The sequence below is a fragment of the Campylobacter concisus genome (assembly GCF_002913765.1).
GTDB lineage: Bacteria > Campylobacterota > Campylobacteria > Campylobacterales > Campylobacteraceae > Campylobacter_A > Campylobacter_A concisus_BB.
Genome location: NZ_PPCH01000025.1, coordinates 253,010 through 268,245, shown reverse-complemented (window position 1 = coordinate 268,245; position 15,236 = coordinate 253,010). Strand labels below are relative to the sequence as shown.

The 15,236-nt window shown below is 38.2% G+C and carries 14 protein-coding genes; 6 read left to right on the top strand and 8 right to left on the bottom strand.

Annotated elements, in window-relative coordinates; genetic code table 11:
• The 3 genes from CYO89_RS08120 to rpsU form a co-directional block, all read right to left on the bottom strand.
• Nucleotides 1-618: a UPF0323 family lipoprotein gene (locus tag CYO89_RS08120; RefSeq protein ID WP_103570117.1), complete on the bottom strand. Its 618-nt coding sequence runs from the start codon at nucleotides 616-618 to the stop codon at nucleotides 1-3.
• Complete coding sequence (locus CYO89_RS08115) at nucleotides 615-1,247, bottom strand: DNA-binding protein (protein WP_103597906.1); 633 nt, start codon at nucleotides 1,245-1,247, stop codon at nucleotides 615-617. The genes CYO89_RS08120 and CYO89_RS08115 overlap by 4 nt, the downstream gene beginning before the upstream one ends.
• Nucleotides 1,248-1,350: 103 nt before the next feature.
• Nucleotides 1,351-1,563 (bottom strand): 30S ribosomal protein S21, encoded by a 213-nt coding sequence (gene rpsU / locus CYO89_RS08110; RefSeq protein ID WP_009294994.1) that lies wholly within the window; start codon nucleotides 1,561-1,563, stop codon nucleotides 1,351-1,353.
• 143 nt (nucleotides 1,564-1,706) lie between these two features.
• Here rpsU and ccoG point away from each other — a divergent pair, with 143 nt between their 5' ends.
• From ccoG to CYO89_RS08080, 6 genes are all read left to right on the top strand, one after another.
• The gene (gene ccoG, locus CYO89_RS08105; protein WP_103597905.1) at nucleotides 1,707-3,032 is read left to right on the top strand and encodes a cytochrome c oxidase accessory protein CcoG; all 1,326 of its coding nucleotides are present in this window, start codon (nucleotides 1,707-1,709) and stop codon (nucleotides 3,030-3,032) included.
• Between the two features lie 4 nt (nucleotides 3,033-3,036).
• Nucleotides 3,037-3,690: a TetR/AcrR family transcriptional regulator gene (locus CYO89_RS08100; RefSeq protein WP_258032553.1), complete on the top strand. Its 654-nt coding sequence runs from the start codon at nucleotides 3,037-3,039 to the stop codon at nucleotides 3,688-3,690.
• 106 nt (nucleotides 3,691-3,796) lie between these two features.
• Nucleotides 3,797-4,957: an efflux RND transporter periplasmic adaptor subunit gene (locus CYO89_RS08095; protein ID WP_012001106.1), complete on the top strand. Its 1,161-nt coding sequence runs from the start codon at nucleotides 3,797-3,799 to the stop codon at nucleotides 4,955-4,957.
• 10 nt (nucleotides 4,958-4,967) lie between these two features.
• Nucleotides 4,968-8,093, top strand: a complete 3,126-nt coding sequence (locus CYO89_RS08090; protein WP_103597904.1) for an efflux RND transporter permease subunit — start codon at nucleotides 4,968-4,970, stop codon at nucleotides 8,091-8,093.
• Complete coding sequence (locus tag CYO89_RS08085; RefSeq protein ID WP_103597903.1) at nucleotides 8,083-9,465, top strand: efflux transporter outer membrane subunit; 1,383 nt, start codon at nucleotides 8,083-8,085, stop codon at nucleotides 9,463-9,465. The genes CYO89_RS08090 and CYO89_RS08085 overlap by 11 nt, the downstream gene beginning before the upstream one ends.
• 18 nt (nucleotides 9,466-9,483) lie before the next feature.
• Nucleotides 9,484-9,714, top strand: a complete 231-nt coding sequence (locus tag CYO89_RS08080; RefSeq protein ID WP_180995481.1) for a hypothetical protein — start codon at nucleotides 9,484-9,486, stop codon at nucleotides 9,712-9,714.
• A 129-nt stretch (nucleotides 9,715-9,843) separates the two neighbouring features.
• On the opposite strand, the gene aqpZ is transcribed toward CYO89_RS08080, so the two are convergent.
• The 5 genes from aqpZ to CYO89_RS08055 all read right to left on the bottom strand — a co-directional run bounded on the left by aqpZ (nucleotide 9,844) and on the right by CYO89_RS08055 (nucleotide 15,227).
• Entirely contained in the window at nucleotides 9,844-10,551 is a 708-nt protein-coding gene (aqpZ, locus tag CYO89_RS08075) for an aquaporin Z (protein ID WP_103597902.1), read from the bottom strand.
• Between the two features lie 242 nt (nucleotides 10,552-10,793).
• Nucleotides 10,794-13,634, bottom strand: a complete 2,841-nt coding sequence (locus CYO89_RS08070; RefSeq protein WP_181001909.1) for a type VI secretion system Vgr family protein — start codon at nucleotides 13,632-13,634, stop codon at nucleotides 10,794-10,796.
• Complete coding sequence (locus CYO89_RS08065; RefSeq protein ID WP_258032552.1) at nucleotides 13,634-14,179, bottom strand: hypothetical protein; 546 nt, start codon at nucleotides 14,177-14,179, stop codon at nucleotides 13,634-13,636. The genes CYO89_RS08070 and CYO89_RS08065 overlap by 1 nt, the downstream gene beginning before the upstream one ends.
• Nucleotides 14,176-14,739, bottom strand: coding sequence for a hypothetical protein (locus CYO89_RS08060; protein WP_232527100.1), 564 nt, complete (start codon nucleotides 14,737-14,739; stop codon nucleotides 14,176-14,178). The genes CYO89_RS08065 and CYO89_RS08060 overlap by 4 nt, the downstream gene beginning before the upstream one ends.
• Complete coding sequence (locus CYO89_RS08055; protein ID WP_021089495.1) at nucleotides 14,736-15,227, bottom strand: hypothetical protein; 492 nt, start codon at nucleotides 15,225-15,227, stop codon at nucleotides 14,736-14,738. Before CYO89_RS08055 ends, CYO89_RS08060 begins: the two co-directional genes overlap by 4 nt.
• Nucleotides 15,228-15,236: the final 9 nt, after the last annotated feature.

The window sequence follows — 15,236 nt, the reverse complement described above, 5'->3', positions numbered from 1 at the left end:
TCAGCCTCCAAAGCTTGATGAGCTAGAGCTTGACTTTGAGCCACCACCAAAAAATCCGCTCTTTCCACCGCCGCTTCTTGCAGCAGAATTTGCCGCTTTTTGCTTGTTAAAGCTATCCACACTTCTTGTGTAAGCACTTGGATTTTTATATGTGCTTTGGCGATTTGCTTGGAAATTTTGATTACCAAAAAGCTTACTGCCTATCCAACTACCAAGTATCGCGCCAGCTGCTGAAGCAAGGATCGTCTCACCAAGGCTTAGTCCGCCGCTGCTTAGCTGTGCGTCGCTCGTTCTTGTCAAATTTGAAGTGTTATTGTCGATCTTTGCGTTTGCTTGAGCTAGAAGTTTATCGATCTCATCTTTACTTAGCACGCGCTCAGTGCCGTTCATATCTTTTAGCACGACTCTAGTTTCAGTGCTTGGATACTCTTCTAATATTTTGTAAACGCCAGGTGCGCTCTCTTCGATGATGACAAAGGCGCCGTTTTTTTGCGCAACTTCGTTTAGTGCGTTTTCATTACCGCCATCGTCGCTCCCACAACCTGCAAGTCCAGCCATGATAATGGCACCAAATCCCCCAACCGCAGCATAAGTAGCTATTTTTTTGATGTGTTTCATATCTCTCCTATCAACTCTTTTAAATTTTTATGTCTTCTAACAAGTATCACGCCGCGTTTAAATTTGATAAATTTGGAGTGATGTATCGCTTTTATTATCTTTTCACTGATCTTTTTCGTTGCCTTTGGTTTTAAATTTAACTCCTTTAGATATTCGCTTAAATTTATCCATTTTGACTCGTCCTCTATCTGCGCATCTATCGCCATTTCGCTTGCGGCACTTTCGTTTTTAGGTGCTAAAAGTGGCCTTTGCATAGCATTTAGAAACTGCATGAGCTTCTCGTCTCTGTCCTTGTAAATTTGCAAAATTTCATTTTTGCGCTCGATGAGCATCTGCTCTTTTTCTTTAAAAAGCCTATCTTTATCGGCTTGCAAATTTAAATTTAAGCTCTTTAGCTCACTTAGCTCATTTAGCAAATAGCTTACAAACTCGTCGTTTTGGGATTTAGTTTTTGTGCTTTTTGAAGCGGTTTTTGCGGGTTTTTCGCTACTTGGCTCCTCGTCAAGGATGACAAATTTAGTGCCATTTTCAATGAGCGTTTTCAACGAGCCTCGGCGGATTCTATTATAGACTGCTTCTTTTGTTATGCCTAAAATTTCTGCAGCTTCATTTACAGCTAGCTTTTGCATCGGATTTCCGTTTAAAATAAAATAAAAAAATTGCTTTGATTATAAAAAAATAAGGCTAAAAGAAGAGTTAAACAAAGAGAGCAAAGCTCCCTTTGTCTTGGTTTTAGAGTCTTGACTCGTAGCGTCTAAGCATATAAAGACGTTTAAGCATTTTCTTGCGAGCTGCAATTTTTTGTTTCTTGCGGATCTCAGTTTTAGGCTCAAAGAAGCGTCTAGCTCTTGCTTCAGTAACGACTAAGTTACGGTCAGTTTGTTTTTTAAACTTTCTGTAACCCTCGTCAAATGACTCGTTAGGATGTACCTTAATACCAGGCAACGTCCTCACCACCTTTCAGATTAAAATAAGCCGTGAGTATAGTTTAACTTTCATAAATTTAAGCTTTTAGGCAAATTTAAAATATTTAATACTTTTTTAATAACCCAAAATTTATAATCTTGAAATTTCAAAAAAGGCTCACCATGTCAAAGGATCTTCATTTTACCTACGCCAAGAGGCGTTACATTTTTTTTGCCTGTATCACACTATTTGTATTTATTTTGCCATTTATTAGGATAAATGACGCGCAACTATTTTTGCTAAGTTTTGATAAAAGCAGAGTTGATCTATTTTTTACAAAATTTGATATGCAAGAGCTATATTTGATGCCGTTTTTGTTTATCACTTTGTTTTTAAGCATATTTTTCTTAACGACGCTTGCAGGGCGTATCTGGTGTGGCTGGAGCTGTCCGCAGACCATTTTTAGAACGCTCTTTCGTGACCTTTTGCAGACTAAAATTTTAAAGATCAGAAAAAATATCCAAAACAAACAAAATGAGCCACAAGGTCAAATTTTTAAGCGTGCATTAGCTGTTGGAATTTGGTGCGTTTTAGCACTTATCATAGCTGCAAATTTTATGTGGTATTTTGTGCCACCACTTGATTTTTTTGCTTATCTAAATGACGCAAGCGAACATAAAATTTTACTTGCATTTTGGCTTAGTATAGCTGCTTGGCTAGTCTATGACGTGGTCATTTTAAAAGAGAATTTCTGCGTCTATGTCTGCCCGTATGCGAGGGTGCAGTCAGTTATGTTTGATAGCGACACGATCCAAGTTATCTACAACCAAAACAGAGGCGGCGTCATATATGATGGCCGGGAGAAATTTAAAAAGCCAAAAGAAGATGGCGCGCTTTGCACTGGTTGCGAGGCCTGCGTAAGGATATGCCCAACACATATAGATATAAGAAAAGGTATGCAGCTTGAATGTATAAACTGCCTTGAGTGTAGCGACGCGTGCGCTAAAGTGATGGGACATTTTAACGAAAGCTCGCTCATCGAGTGGAGAAGCATAAATTCTCAAAATGAAAATAAAAAGGTGAAAATTTTTAGATTTAGAACGGTTGCTTATCTTGTCATTTTGTGCGTAGTTTTGGTAGCTGCAGCGCTGATGAGCGGTAAAAAAGAGAGCATGCTTTTAAATATAAATAGGACAAGCGAGCTTTACAAGGTTTTAGATCAAGGTGAGGTTGAAAATTCTTATGTATTTTTAGTGCAAAATACCCAAAGCAAGGATCATAAATTTTACTTTGAGATAGATGATAAAAGCATAGAAATTTCTCGTCCAAATAAGCCGTTTATGCTAAAAGCTGGCGCAAAACAAAAGGTCATCGTCACGCTAAAATCAAAAAATGAAAACACGAGCGAAAAAGATCTTTTAAAACATATAAATATAAGAGCTTACGCCACTGACGAGCCAACTATCAGCGTGCAAAGAGCCAGCACTTTTATCTATCCAAAAAGATGATAAAATGGCGAAAAATTTAGTGGGAAGTAAAATGGCGATCTCAGAAAAAGGCAAAAAACGATACGAACTCATCGTAAAAACGGCGCTTGAGCTATTTTTAAAAAATGGCTACGAAAAAACGAGCCTTAGCGATATCGTGGCGATAAGCGGCGGCTCGCTTGCTAGCATTTACACATTTTTCGAGAACAAAGAGGGGCTTTTTAAGGCGATCATCGAGCAAGAGATAGATGACTTTATAAAAGAGATCGATGAAAAAATAGACCTTAAAATTTCTCATAGTTTAGAGGAGTTTTTAACCAAATTTGCAACCATCATCTTCTCCATCGTCTGCACCAAGAAAAATATCTCACTTGGCAGGATAATGATGAGTGAGGGTTCTAAAAATGGCGGCAAGCTTGGCAGGGCATTTTTAGATCAAATTTTAAATAAGATCGACCTTGTACTTATAAATTTCTTTGAAAGAGATGAGGTAAAAGCCGAGCTTAATCCAAAATTTCCAGCCAAATTTGCTGCAAAGTGCTTTATGAAAAATGTAATTGGTCTTTATTACTTCGACTCACTTATGGTAAATGAGGAGCCAAAACTAAGCAAAAAAGAGCGTGAAGAGCACGTTGCTTTGTGCGTTGAGCTATTTTTAAATGGCATTGTTAAAAGTTGAATTGACTTTTAATTTATAATTAGTTATATTCAGTAACTTTTATAATTTGTAATAAAAATTACAAAACTAAATTTGGGATTAAAATTTAAAATTAAGGGAGGTTTTTATGTTGAAATTTAAAAGTTTTCTTATGCTTTCAGCTGCCGTTTTTTTGCTTTCTGGCTGCTTTGAAAGTGGCGACAAAAAGGCCGCTGCAGGACGCCAAATGCCAACATCTCATGTTGATATATTTGTTGCACAAAAAGCGGATGTGCCTATTAGCTTTGACTACACAGCCACAGTTACTAGCAACCAAGATGTCATCATCTATCCAAAGGTTGGCGGCACGATCATAAAGCAGTTTTTTAAGCCAGGCGATAAGGTAAAAGCTGGAGAGAAGCTATTTCTCATAGATCCAGAGAAATATCAAGCTAGCTACGACTCACTTGACGCAGCTGTTGGCGTTGCAAATGCAAATTTAAAAAATGCCGAGACTGAGTTTAAAAGAATTTCTGCTCTTTATAAGAAAAATGCAGTCTCTCAAAAAGACTACGACGCAGCCGTTGCAGCTTATGATATCGCAAATGCAAATTTAGTAAGCGCAAAAGCAAATTTAAAAAGTGCAAAAATAGATCTAGGCTACACAAGCATAGTAGCTCCATTTGACGGTGTAGTGGGCGATAATAAAGTCGATGTTGGCTCACTTGTAGTAGCAAGCCAAACACAGCTTGTAAGACTAACTAAGATAAATCCGATCGAGGCTGACTTTTACATCGCAGATGTGGATAATCTAAGTAGAAAAGCAAATTTAGATAGTGGCGCTTGGCAGCAACTAAATAGCGAGGCTGTTTTAAATTTAAACAATGAAGATTTCACTGGCAAAGTGACATTTATAGATAATGTCGTAAATACCGCAACTGGCAGCGTTTTGGCAAAGGCTAGCTTTGATAATAGTGAGGGTAAAATTTTGCCAGGTGCGTTTGGTCATATAAAGATGAGCGGATTTGTGCAAAAAAATGCCTTTAACATCCCACAAGTTGCCCTTCAACAAAGTGCTACAAACACTTATGTTTTAGTCGTAAAAGATGGCAAAGTAGGCCAAAAAAATGTAAAAACAGGATATCAAACAAAAGATATGATCGTTGTGACTGAGGGTCTTGAGGAGGGCGATAAGATAATAGTTAGTAACTTCCTTAAAATCGGAGTTGGCGCACCAGTTGAAACTGATAAAGACCTAAGTGCAGAATTTATAAACGGCAAAGATGCAAACGCTACAAGTAGCAAGTAAAGGCAGATAGATGTTTTCAAGATTTTTCATAAACCGCCCGATATTTGCAACTGTTATATCTATCATCATAGTTATAGCAGGTTTTATGGGTATCAAGGGGCTTCCGATAGAGGAGTATCCAAGTCTTACTCCGCCTACTGTCTCTGTAAGTGCGACATATAGCGGTGCTGATGCGCAGACGATCGCTGACTCAGTCGCAAGTGCGATCGAAGATCAGATAAATGGTGTTGAAAATATGCTTTATATGCAAAGCACCTCAAGCTCTGCAGGTACTATGAATATAAGCGTATATTTTAAGATCGGCTCGTCAGCAAAGCAAGCAACGATCGATGTAAATAACCGCGTGCAAGCTGCCCTTTCAAGATTGCCTCAAGAGGTGCAAAGTATGGGCGTAACGGTGCGCGAAAGAAGTGGCTCGATCCTTCAAGTAGTTGGCTTTACAAATCCAAATATGAACCAAGTTGAGCTATATAACTATGTAAATTTAAACATTGCTGACGCGATCAAAAGGGTAAATGGCATCGGTGATACAGTGCTAATTGGCAACAAAGAGTACTCGATGAGAATTTGGCTAAAGCCAGACAAACTCGCTCAGTTTAAACTAACTCCAAGCGACGTCATCTCTCAAGTAAGAATTCAAAACTCACAATACGCCGCTGGCAAGATCGGCGAGCAGCCATCAAAAGGTGAAAATCCTTATGTTTATTCAGTAGTTTCTGAGGGACGTTTTAAAGATCCAAAGCAGTTTGGCGAAATTTTGATAAAAAGTGATGACGGCACAGTCGTCAAGCTAAAAGAGGTCGCCACAGTCGAGCTTGGAGCTGCTAGCTACGCATCTGAAGCTATGCTAAATGGCAAGCCAGCAGTGCCACTTTTGCTATTTTTGCAAAACGACGCAAACGCACTTGCAACTGCTGAAGCGGTCAAAGCAAAGCTTGAAGAGCTAAAGAAAACCTACCCAGTTGGCCTAGAGCACACGATAGCTTACAATCCAACTGAATTTATCACCGTCTCAATAGACGAAGTTATAAAAACTTTCATAGAAGCGATGGTGCTAGTTCTTATCGTAATGTACTTCTTCTTAAAGAGCTTTAGAGCTACCATCATACCGATGCTTGCTGTGCCAATCTCCATCATAGGCACATTTGGCGGACTTTATGTGATGGGTTTTAGTATAAATTTGATCACGCTTTTCGCCCTAGTTCTTGCCATCGGTATCGTCGTGGATGACGCCATCATCGTTATAGAAAACGTCGAGAGAATTTTGCACGAAGATAAAAATATAAGCGTAAAAGACGCGACATTTAAGGCGATGGAGGAGGTGCAAGCTCCGGTTATCTCTATCGTGCTCGTGCTTTGCGCAGTTTTCGTGCCAGTTTCATTTATGGAGGGCTTTGTTGGCGTTATACAAAAGCAGTTTGCGCTAACACTTGTTGTCGCCGTTTGTATCTCAGGCTTTGTCGCTCTTACGCTTACGCCAGCGCTTTGTGCGGTTATGCTTAAAAAGCAAGAGAACAAGCCATTTTGGATCGTTCAGAAATTTAACGACTTTTTTGACTTTAGCACTAAGCTCTTTACAGCTGGTGTGGCAAAAATTTTAAAACACGTCATCATTAGCTTTATAGTAATTGGCATAATGGGATTTGCAACGTATGGCTTGTTTCAAAAGGTGCCAAAAGGGCTTGTGCCTTCAGAAGACAAGGGCGCTTTGATGGTTATCACCTCGCTTCCACCTTCAACAAATATGCTAAAGACTAAAGAAGAGGTAAAATCTATTAGTAACGCCATTTTGAGCAATCCAAATGTCGAATTTACTATGGGCGTTGCAGGTTATGATATGCTAGCTAGCTCACTTAGAGAAAACTCAGCCATTAGCTTTATCAAGCTAAAAGACTGGAGCGAGAGAAAAGGTGCAACAGACGGCGCAGATGCCTTAGTTGGTCAGTTTAACGGCATGCTTTGGGGCTCTAAAAACTCAATGACCTTTGTCGTAAACGTGCCACCTATCATGGGTCTATCAATGACTGGCGGCTTTGAGATGTATCTACAAAACAAAAGTGGCAAGAGCTACAACGAGATAGAAGCAGACGCTAGAAAGGTGACAGCGGCAGCAAATGCAAGACCTGAGCTAACTGGCGTGAGAACGACGCTTGAGACAAACTACCGCCAGTTTAAGATAACAGTTGATAAAGAGAAAGCAAAGCTATTTGGCGTAAGTGAGAGCGAAATTTTTAGCACGATAGCGGCTACTTTTGGCTCTTACTACATAAATGACTTCAACCTTGCTGGTAAATCTTACCGCGTATATGCAAGGGCGAGCGATAACTTTAGAAACAACCCTGAGGATCTAAGAAAAATTTTCGTCCGTTCAAATGAGGGCGAGATGGTGCCATTAAATTCAGTAGCGACGCTTACAAGATCGATCGGACCTGATATCGTTGATAGATTTAACCTCTTTCCAGCGGCTAAGATCATGGGCGATCCAAAACCTGGCTACACATCAGGTGATGCGATAAGAGCGATCCAAGAGGTCGTAAATGACACGCTAAGTAGCGACGACTACGCTATAAGCTGGGCTGGAACGGCATATCAAGAGGTAAATTCTCAAGGAACAGGCACGGTTGCCTTTATCTTTGGTATGGTCTTTGTCTTTTTGATCCTTGCTGCTCAGTACGAAAGATGGCTCATCCCACTTGCAGTCATCACTGCTGTGCCATTTGCGGTATTTGGCTCGTTGCTAGCTGTCTGGATAAGAGGGCTAACAAACGACATCTACTTCGAGATTGGTCTTTTGATACTCATCGGTCTGGCGGCCAAAAACGCCATCTTGATCGTAGAATTTGCTATGCAAGAGCGTGAGAGCGGAAAGAGCATATTTGAATCAGCTGTAAATGCAGCAAAACTTCGCTTTAGACCTATCGTTATGACATCTATCGCATTTACCTTAGGCGTTTTCCCAATGGTCATAAGCACAGGCGCTGGAGCTGCATCTCGCCACTCACTAGGAACTGGCGTGGTTGGCGGCATGATCGCTTCTACTACGATAGCGATATTTTTCGTGCCTATGTTTTACTATTTGCTTGAAAATTTAAATGAAAAATACTGGAAAAAGGGAGCAAAAAAAGATGAGAAATAAGGCGTTTATACTTATAACAGCGGCGTTTTTGGCTGGTTGCTCGTTTCGCCCAGATATGCCAAATGTGGATACAAATTTCACCTCAACATACACTTTCGAGACAAGCGACATAAGAGATCTTTGGTGGAAAGAATTTCACGATGAAAATTTAAATTCTCTAGTCGAAAGTGCACTTGAGAAAAATACAAATTTACGCATTGCATATTTAAATTTACAAAAAGCAAAGGCAAGTCTTGGCATTGCTGAAGCTGATTTGCTACCGGGGGTAAATTTAAACGCAAGTTATACCAAGGCAAAGACCAGCGGTGAAACTTACACTGGGCAGCCTCAAACACGCTATAGAAGCTCGAGCATAAATTTAGGACTAAACTACGAGATAGATCTCTGGGGTAGAGTAAGAAATAGCGTGCTTGCAGCTAATGAAAATTTAAATGCGAGCAAATTTGACTACGATAGCGCCAGACTAAGCCTTAGCTCAAGTGTGGCAAAAAGCTACTTTGCTCTAGTATCGCTAAACATGCAAGAAGCGGTGCTAAAAGAGACTCTAAAAACCTACGAAGATACGTTAGCACTTCGCAAGACACAGCTTGATCTTGGTGGCATAAATGAGATGACCTATCTGCAAAGTAAGGCTGAAGTAGAAAGGGCAAAAACAAGCCTAACTTCAGTGCTAAACTCAAAGTCGCAAGCGCTTACTTCGCTAGCCATCCTAACTGGCAAGAGCAATGATGAAATTTTAAAAGGAGCCGTTGCTAGTGCGCAAAATTTACCAAGCTCACCTGAGATAAAGGCTGGCATCAGCTCAGATGTCTTGCTTAGAAGAAGTGACGTGGCAAAGGCACTAGCAGATCTAAAAGCTACAAATGCCCTTGTGGGCGTAGCAAAGGCTGATTATTTTCCTACGATCTCGCTCACTGGACTTTTGGGCTTTACAAGTATTGATTTTGAAAATATATTTGTAGGAAATGCCAATACTTGGAATATAGGTGGCTCTTTAGCGCAAAAAATATTTGACTACGGCAGGACAAAAAACAACGTCCGTGTTGCTGAGACAAACGAGCAAATCGCAGCTATCACTTACGAAGCGACTGTTAGATCGGCCCTTGGCGAGGTTAGAGACGCCCTTATCTCAAGGCAAAATGCAAAGCTCTCTTTGGATCAGGTAAAAAATTTGCTACAATCGCAGCAAAAAATTTATTCGCTTGCTAAAGATCAGTATAACGCTGGCTATATCGGTCACTTAGAGCTTCTTGATGCACAGAGAAATTTGCTTCAAGCAAAGCTTCAAGATATCTCAGCTAAGCTTGATGAGGTAGATAGCGCGGTTGAAGTTTATAGAGCACTTGGCGGCGGATTTAAGGTAGATAAATAAACTCAAAAAGGAGAAAAGTTGATGACTAAGATTTTAAATTTTTTATTTTCTTGGGGATTTTTTGTTTTTGCTATCGCTCTTGGCGTAGCATTATGGTTTGCGATAAATTACGTGGATACCATTAGGCTTGAGTCAAGCTTTTATGATATCGGCGAGATATTTATGATGGCAGCTGTCTTTGGTATCGTTTTTTACCTTATTGCAGCGATATTTGTTATACCTATTAGGGCGATGACAAAAAAAGCCTAAATCCTCTTTTCATCTAAGAATTAAATTTCTTAGATGACCCCTCAAAAATATCTTATAAATTTCTTTTTACTTATTTAAATTTTTAGAGTAAAAAAGGGCGAAGATCGCCCCTTGAAGTATAAAAATTGATTATTTTGCGCTTTTGCAGCCGCATGTGCAGCCTAAAATCCTATAAATGATAGCTCCGATGATCGCTCCAACGATAGGTGCAACCCAGAAAAGCCAAAGCTGCTCTAGTGCCCAAGTGCCTTGAAATATCGCAACGCCGGTTGAGCGAGCTGGATTAACCGATGTGTTTGTGATAGGTATCGAGATAAGGTGGATCAGCGTCAAACCAAGGCCAATAGCGATAGGTGCAAAGCCCTTTGGAGCACGCTCATCAGTAGCACCTAGGATGATGATAAGGAAAAACGCAGTTAGGACTATCTCTGCAACAAGTGCTGAGACTAGATTGTAGCCATTTGGTGAGTGCTCGCCGTATCCGTTGCTAGCAAAACCGCTTGCAGTAGCGTCAAATCCAGCCTTGCCTGAAGCGATAAGATATAGCACGGCAGCAGCTGCGATCGCTCCGATAACTTGTGCGATGACGTAAGGTACGAAGTCTTTTTTGTCAAATCTTCCGCCGACCAATAGGCCAACTGAGACAGCAGGGTTGAAGTGTCCGCCACTGATGTGACCAACAGCGTAAGCCATCGTAAGAACTGTAAGACCAAAAGCAAACGCAACACCTACAAATCCGATACCAAGCTCTGGAAAAGCTGCTGCAAATATCGCGCTACCGCAACCTCCAAAAACTAACCAAAATGTGCCAAAAAACTCGGCTAAATATCTCTTCATTTTCTCCCTTTTAGGTAAATTAAAAGGGGCGATTTTAGCAAAAACGTGTGACATTACAAAATATTGTAAAGATAAAGTTTTATGTAAAATTACTTGTGGTTTTGGGTTAAATTTTTAGTGTTTATAACAATCATAAATACTATTAAAATTTTGATAGTTTTTATATAAGCTCTATGTAAAAGCTAAATCGTTTTTAATAAATTTGTAAAAACCCGCCGATTACTGACGGGTTTTTATGTATTTTACAGCGCCTTGATATCTCCACCGATGACTCTTAGTCCCATGCTGTCAAATATCGCTTTTATGCCGCCAACTTCTATCACGACACTTGCGCCATTTATGGTTACTTTGGTGCTGCCTACTTGGTGGATGATCTCATTTTTAGCATTGACCTCGTATGTCGTCTCGATCTCGCTATACTTAGAGTCTGCCATCTCGGTGTGCTGCGCGGCTGTTTTTGTAGTAAAATTTGACTTAGCATTTATGTCGATGTAGTTGTTTGCCTGAAGCACGATGTGCTCGTTACTAAACTCATTTATGCCCTTTTGAGAATTTAGCTTGTAGCTACCATCTATGTTTTGCTCTTTGGTACCTTTTATCTCTTTAGTCTCATCGTTGTGTATGGTTGTGTTGAGGTTTGATTTTATCTCGACAAATTTGTCATTACCGACAAACTCGTGTCTATCTTGACCAACTCTAGTTGTATCATCAACAGCTACATTTAGTGTATTTGAGACGCCTACTACCGTATCTTTTGAAAGTCCAACCGTCGTTAGATATTCGCCACCGACATTTACGTTTTTAGCAAGATCTATCGTTTGGATGTGCGCTTTTTTGACCCTTTCGGTGTAGCTACCATGCACTTGAGAACTTTTGTCGTTTAGTATCGTTTGAGAAAAGTCGTTATTTACTAGCTCGTCGTAGTCTTTCTCGGCTTTTACATAAATTTGCTCTTTGTTTTTTAAGTTTGACAAAGTAATCTCGTTTATGCCAGTCTCATTTGCACCGATCGTTTTTGAGCTAAGCGATGTTTGGTGGTAGTTGTTATCTACATTTACTAGTGGCATATTTGAGGCATTATAGAGGCTACCACTTACCACTGGGTTGTCTATGTCGTTTTGCAAAAATGAGATGATCACCTCATCGCCGACCCTAGGTATCGCAAAGAAGCCAGAGCTGTTGCTTGCGATAGGTGTGATCACTCTTAGATAGGCGCTCTTATGATAGCTTGCGTTTATGGTGTCGTCTTTATCTATCTGCTCTTGTGTGCTAAAGGCGTTTAGTCTTACCTTTACTCTGCCGTAACTATCCGTATGGATGGTGTTTGTTTGGCTATTTAGCCCATCTTGTCCTACAACAAGACCTAGAGTGATATCAGGCGCTTTTGGCTTTTGCTTGTAGCTTGGCACAAATTTCACACTGCTTGGGATGATGCTTAGCTCATTTGTATATGAGCTTATAAATTTCTTATCTTTTAAAGGGACATTGTCGCCTAAATTTAGAGTATTTTCTAAAACACTTTCGTCTATATAAGTGTGTTTTATAGCTATTATTTTAAACTCATACTCGCCGCTACTTTGATCAATGGCGACTGAGATATTGTCGTTTAAATTTAGAGCAAAGACGTTTGAGCTAGCGACAAATTCTTTCAAAAGCATATCGCTTCTTAGCTTTTTAAGATAGGTGCTGACCTCAAGCAACCTCGTATCACTAAATGAATACTCATCTAAATTTATATGCTTATCATAGATATTTACCTGCTCGTCAAATATCTTCTCATTTTTGCTCTCTAGCACGTTTGGATAGGCTGTGTTTTGAAATGAGTGGGTGAAGCTGTTTGCCTTTAGAGTTTCGCTCTTTGTGATTTTATTTATGTGTTCGCTTGCGAGATTGTTATTTAAATTTACATTAAAGCTTACTTTTCTAGCCTCTTTGCCTTTGCTCGGTTCGCTTTGCGCTAGGCCTTCAGCTTGGTTGCTATAAGCTAGGATAAAGGTATCGTGAAAGTAAATTTTCTCATTATCTTCGTAAAAATATATACCGCTATCATGGCAAAGTCTTGTTATAAAAGCCAGGTCACTTTCGTTGTACTGAGCTATAAATTCTTTTTTATTGTAGCTATTTTTGATGTTTGAGAAGTCTAGCTCTTTAGTTAGCCTTTGCTTGTTAAAAGACAAAATTTCTTTTACTACTTCAAGCACGCTTTGATCTGTGTAAATTCTATTTGCTCTATTGATACTTAGTCTATATAGCGAAGATGTGAGTTTAAATTTGAAGAAATATTTTTTGTCTATATTTGTACTACTATCGTCATCAACGCCTAAATACTCGACATCGCTTACTATGCCGCTAAAGTAGATATAGTCGCTGCCATTATTGCTTGGGATGATACTCTTGTTTATAGAAGATGGTCTTTTTATGCTTAGCTTCATACCCTTATCAAGGTACCTATATATGCCAGTTTGAGCGTTATCATTATATATACTCTCTAAATTTTCATAAAGCGGGTTTTTGACTAAATTTATATAGGCAAAGCACTCTATGCTAAATATATCCTCTAAACTCTCATTTATATCAGCTCTTGTGACTATAAATTTATCGTTTGCTATCTGAAGAGTAGAGAAGGCATCGTTAGATACGCCATAATCTACAAAGCCGTCTGTTGCCACTGAGTTGCCAGATGCTAGCATGACTGGCTTAGTTAGTGATGATGTTGGTGATGTTATGTTTTTGTCCATTTGTTGCTCTTTCAATCTTTTTTCGTTTTTTTCTTCTCTAAGTTTTTTAAAGTATTTCTTTTCTGGTTCTTTAATATTATAAAATCTATTAACTTCTTCTTCTATGCCACCACGTTCAGCTTCTTTATTGGCTCGGTTATCCTTGTCTGCAAAAATATCTACACCAATTTTCGCAATATCAGCACCCTTTTCACATGTTTTACAACCTAAAGCATCAAAAATTACACTAGTGCCACTGATTGCCTCATCGGTTCTCGTATACTTATCTTTTTCACTAAAATCTTTTAGTTCTGCATTGTCATTTTTTATATCGAGTTTCTTTTTATTTATATTAAAAATATCCATTACTTCTTCTCGCTTTCTAAAAGCTTATCTAAATCTTTTTCGTCTCCTACTATCTTTAATATAACCCTCAAATAGCCATAATGATAAGGATCTTGACCATGTTCTAAAAGCTTTTTGATTAGCTTAAATTTTTCTTCTTTAAATTCTTTATATTTTTGAGTTTTTATAAATTCTAGTAGCTCAGGGCTTGCTTTTTTATCTTTTATGCCATCGCTATTTTCTCTAAAAAAGACTAGGAATTCTGTTGCGATGTCTCTTGTTAGCCACTTACTAGGAAATGTACCCTTTTGTAAAAGTAAATCAAGTGTTTTAGGCTTATTCATTGCATAAGTACTGTCAAGTAGATTTGGTTCATAATGCAATTTATCATTTTCTAAAGTAATGTTAGCATCACAACCAATCTTATCTATGTAATATTCTATGTCTTTAGCAGTATTTTCATCGGTTGTATTTTTGTCAAATATCACAGCAAACATATTTAAGCAATTTGCTTCATGTGAATATAAAGATGTTATGAGAAATATAATTATTGCTAATTGCCTCATTGCACTAATTCCTTTTTGGTTCCATATTTTAATAAATTATCCAAATCTTTTTCATCATTTATGAGGATTAATATATTTTTTAAGAAGCCATAATCTTTTGGATCTTGTCCATGCTCTAATAGTTTTTTGATTAATTTAAATTTTTCTTCTTTAAATTCTTTATATTTTTGAGTTTTTATAAATTCTAGTAGCTCAGGGCTTGCTTTTTTGTTGTCTATACCGACACCATTTTCTCTAAAGAAAAATGTAAAGCTCATACCTATAGATGTAGCTAATTGCATATTTGGCTTAGCACCATTATCTAAAAGCAGGTCAAAAGTCTTATTTTTTTTATAATCATGTGCAAATTCGAGCAAATCATATGTTCTATTAGAAAGCTTTTTATTTTTTAAAGTTATATCTGTCGTGCATCCATATTTTTTAATATATTCCTCAATATATTTTCTTGTATCATTGTCGCTTATATTTTTATCAGCTATTATGTTAAACATATCAGCACAATTTATTGTATGTGAATATAAAGATGTTATAAGAAATATGATTATTGATAATTGCTTCATTGTGCTAATTCCTTTTTAGCTCCATCTTTTAATAAATTCTCTAAATCTTTTTCATCATTTACAAGCGTTAATACTTTCTGTAAAAGGATATAGTCTTTTGGATCTTGTCCATGATCTAATAATTTTTTGATTAGCTTAAATTTCTCTTCTTTAAATTCATTATATTTCGGTGTTTTTATAAATTCTAATAGCTCAGGGCTTGGTGACTGCCCTTCTAACTTAACACCATTTTCTTCAAAAAAAAGCAAAAAGTCTAATCCTATTGAACCAGCCAACCATGCATTAGGTACTGCGCCTTTTTCTAAAAGTTTGTCAATGCTTTTTGGTTTATTTGCACTATAAGCAAATTCTAATAAGCTAGCTTTCATCGTTAAATTTGGTAAATCTATACCAGCATTAGCATCACATCCAAGATCATCTATGTAGTATTTTATATACTTAGCCGTTTCAACATCACTTAAATTTTTATTGAAAATGAGTCCAAACATATCCGTGCA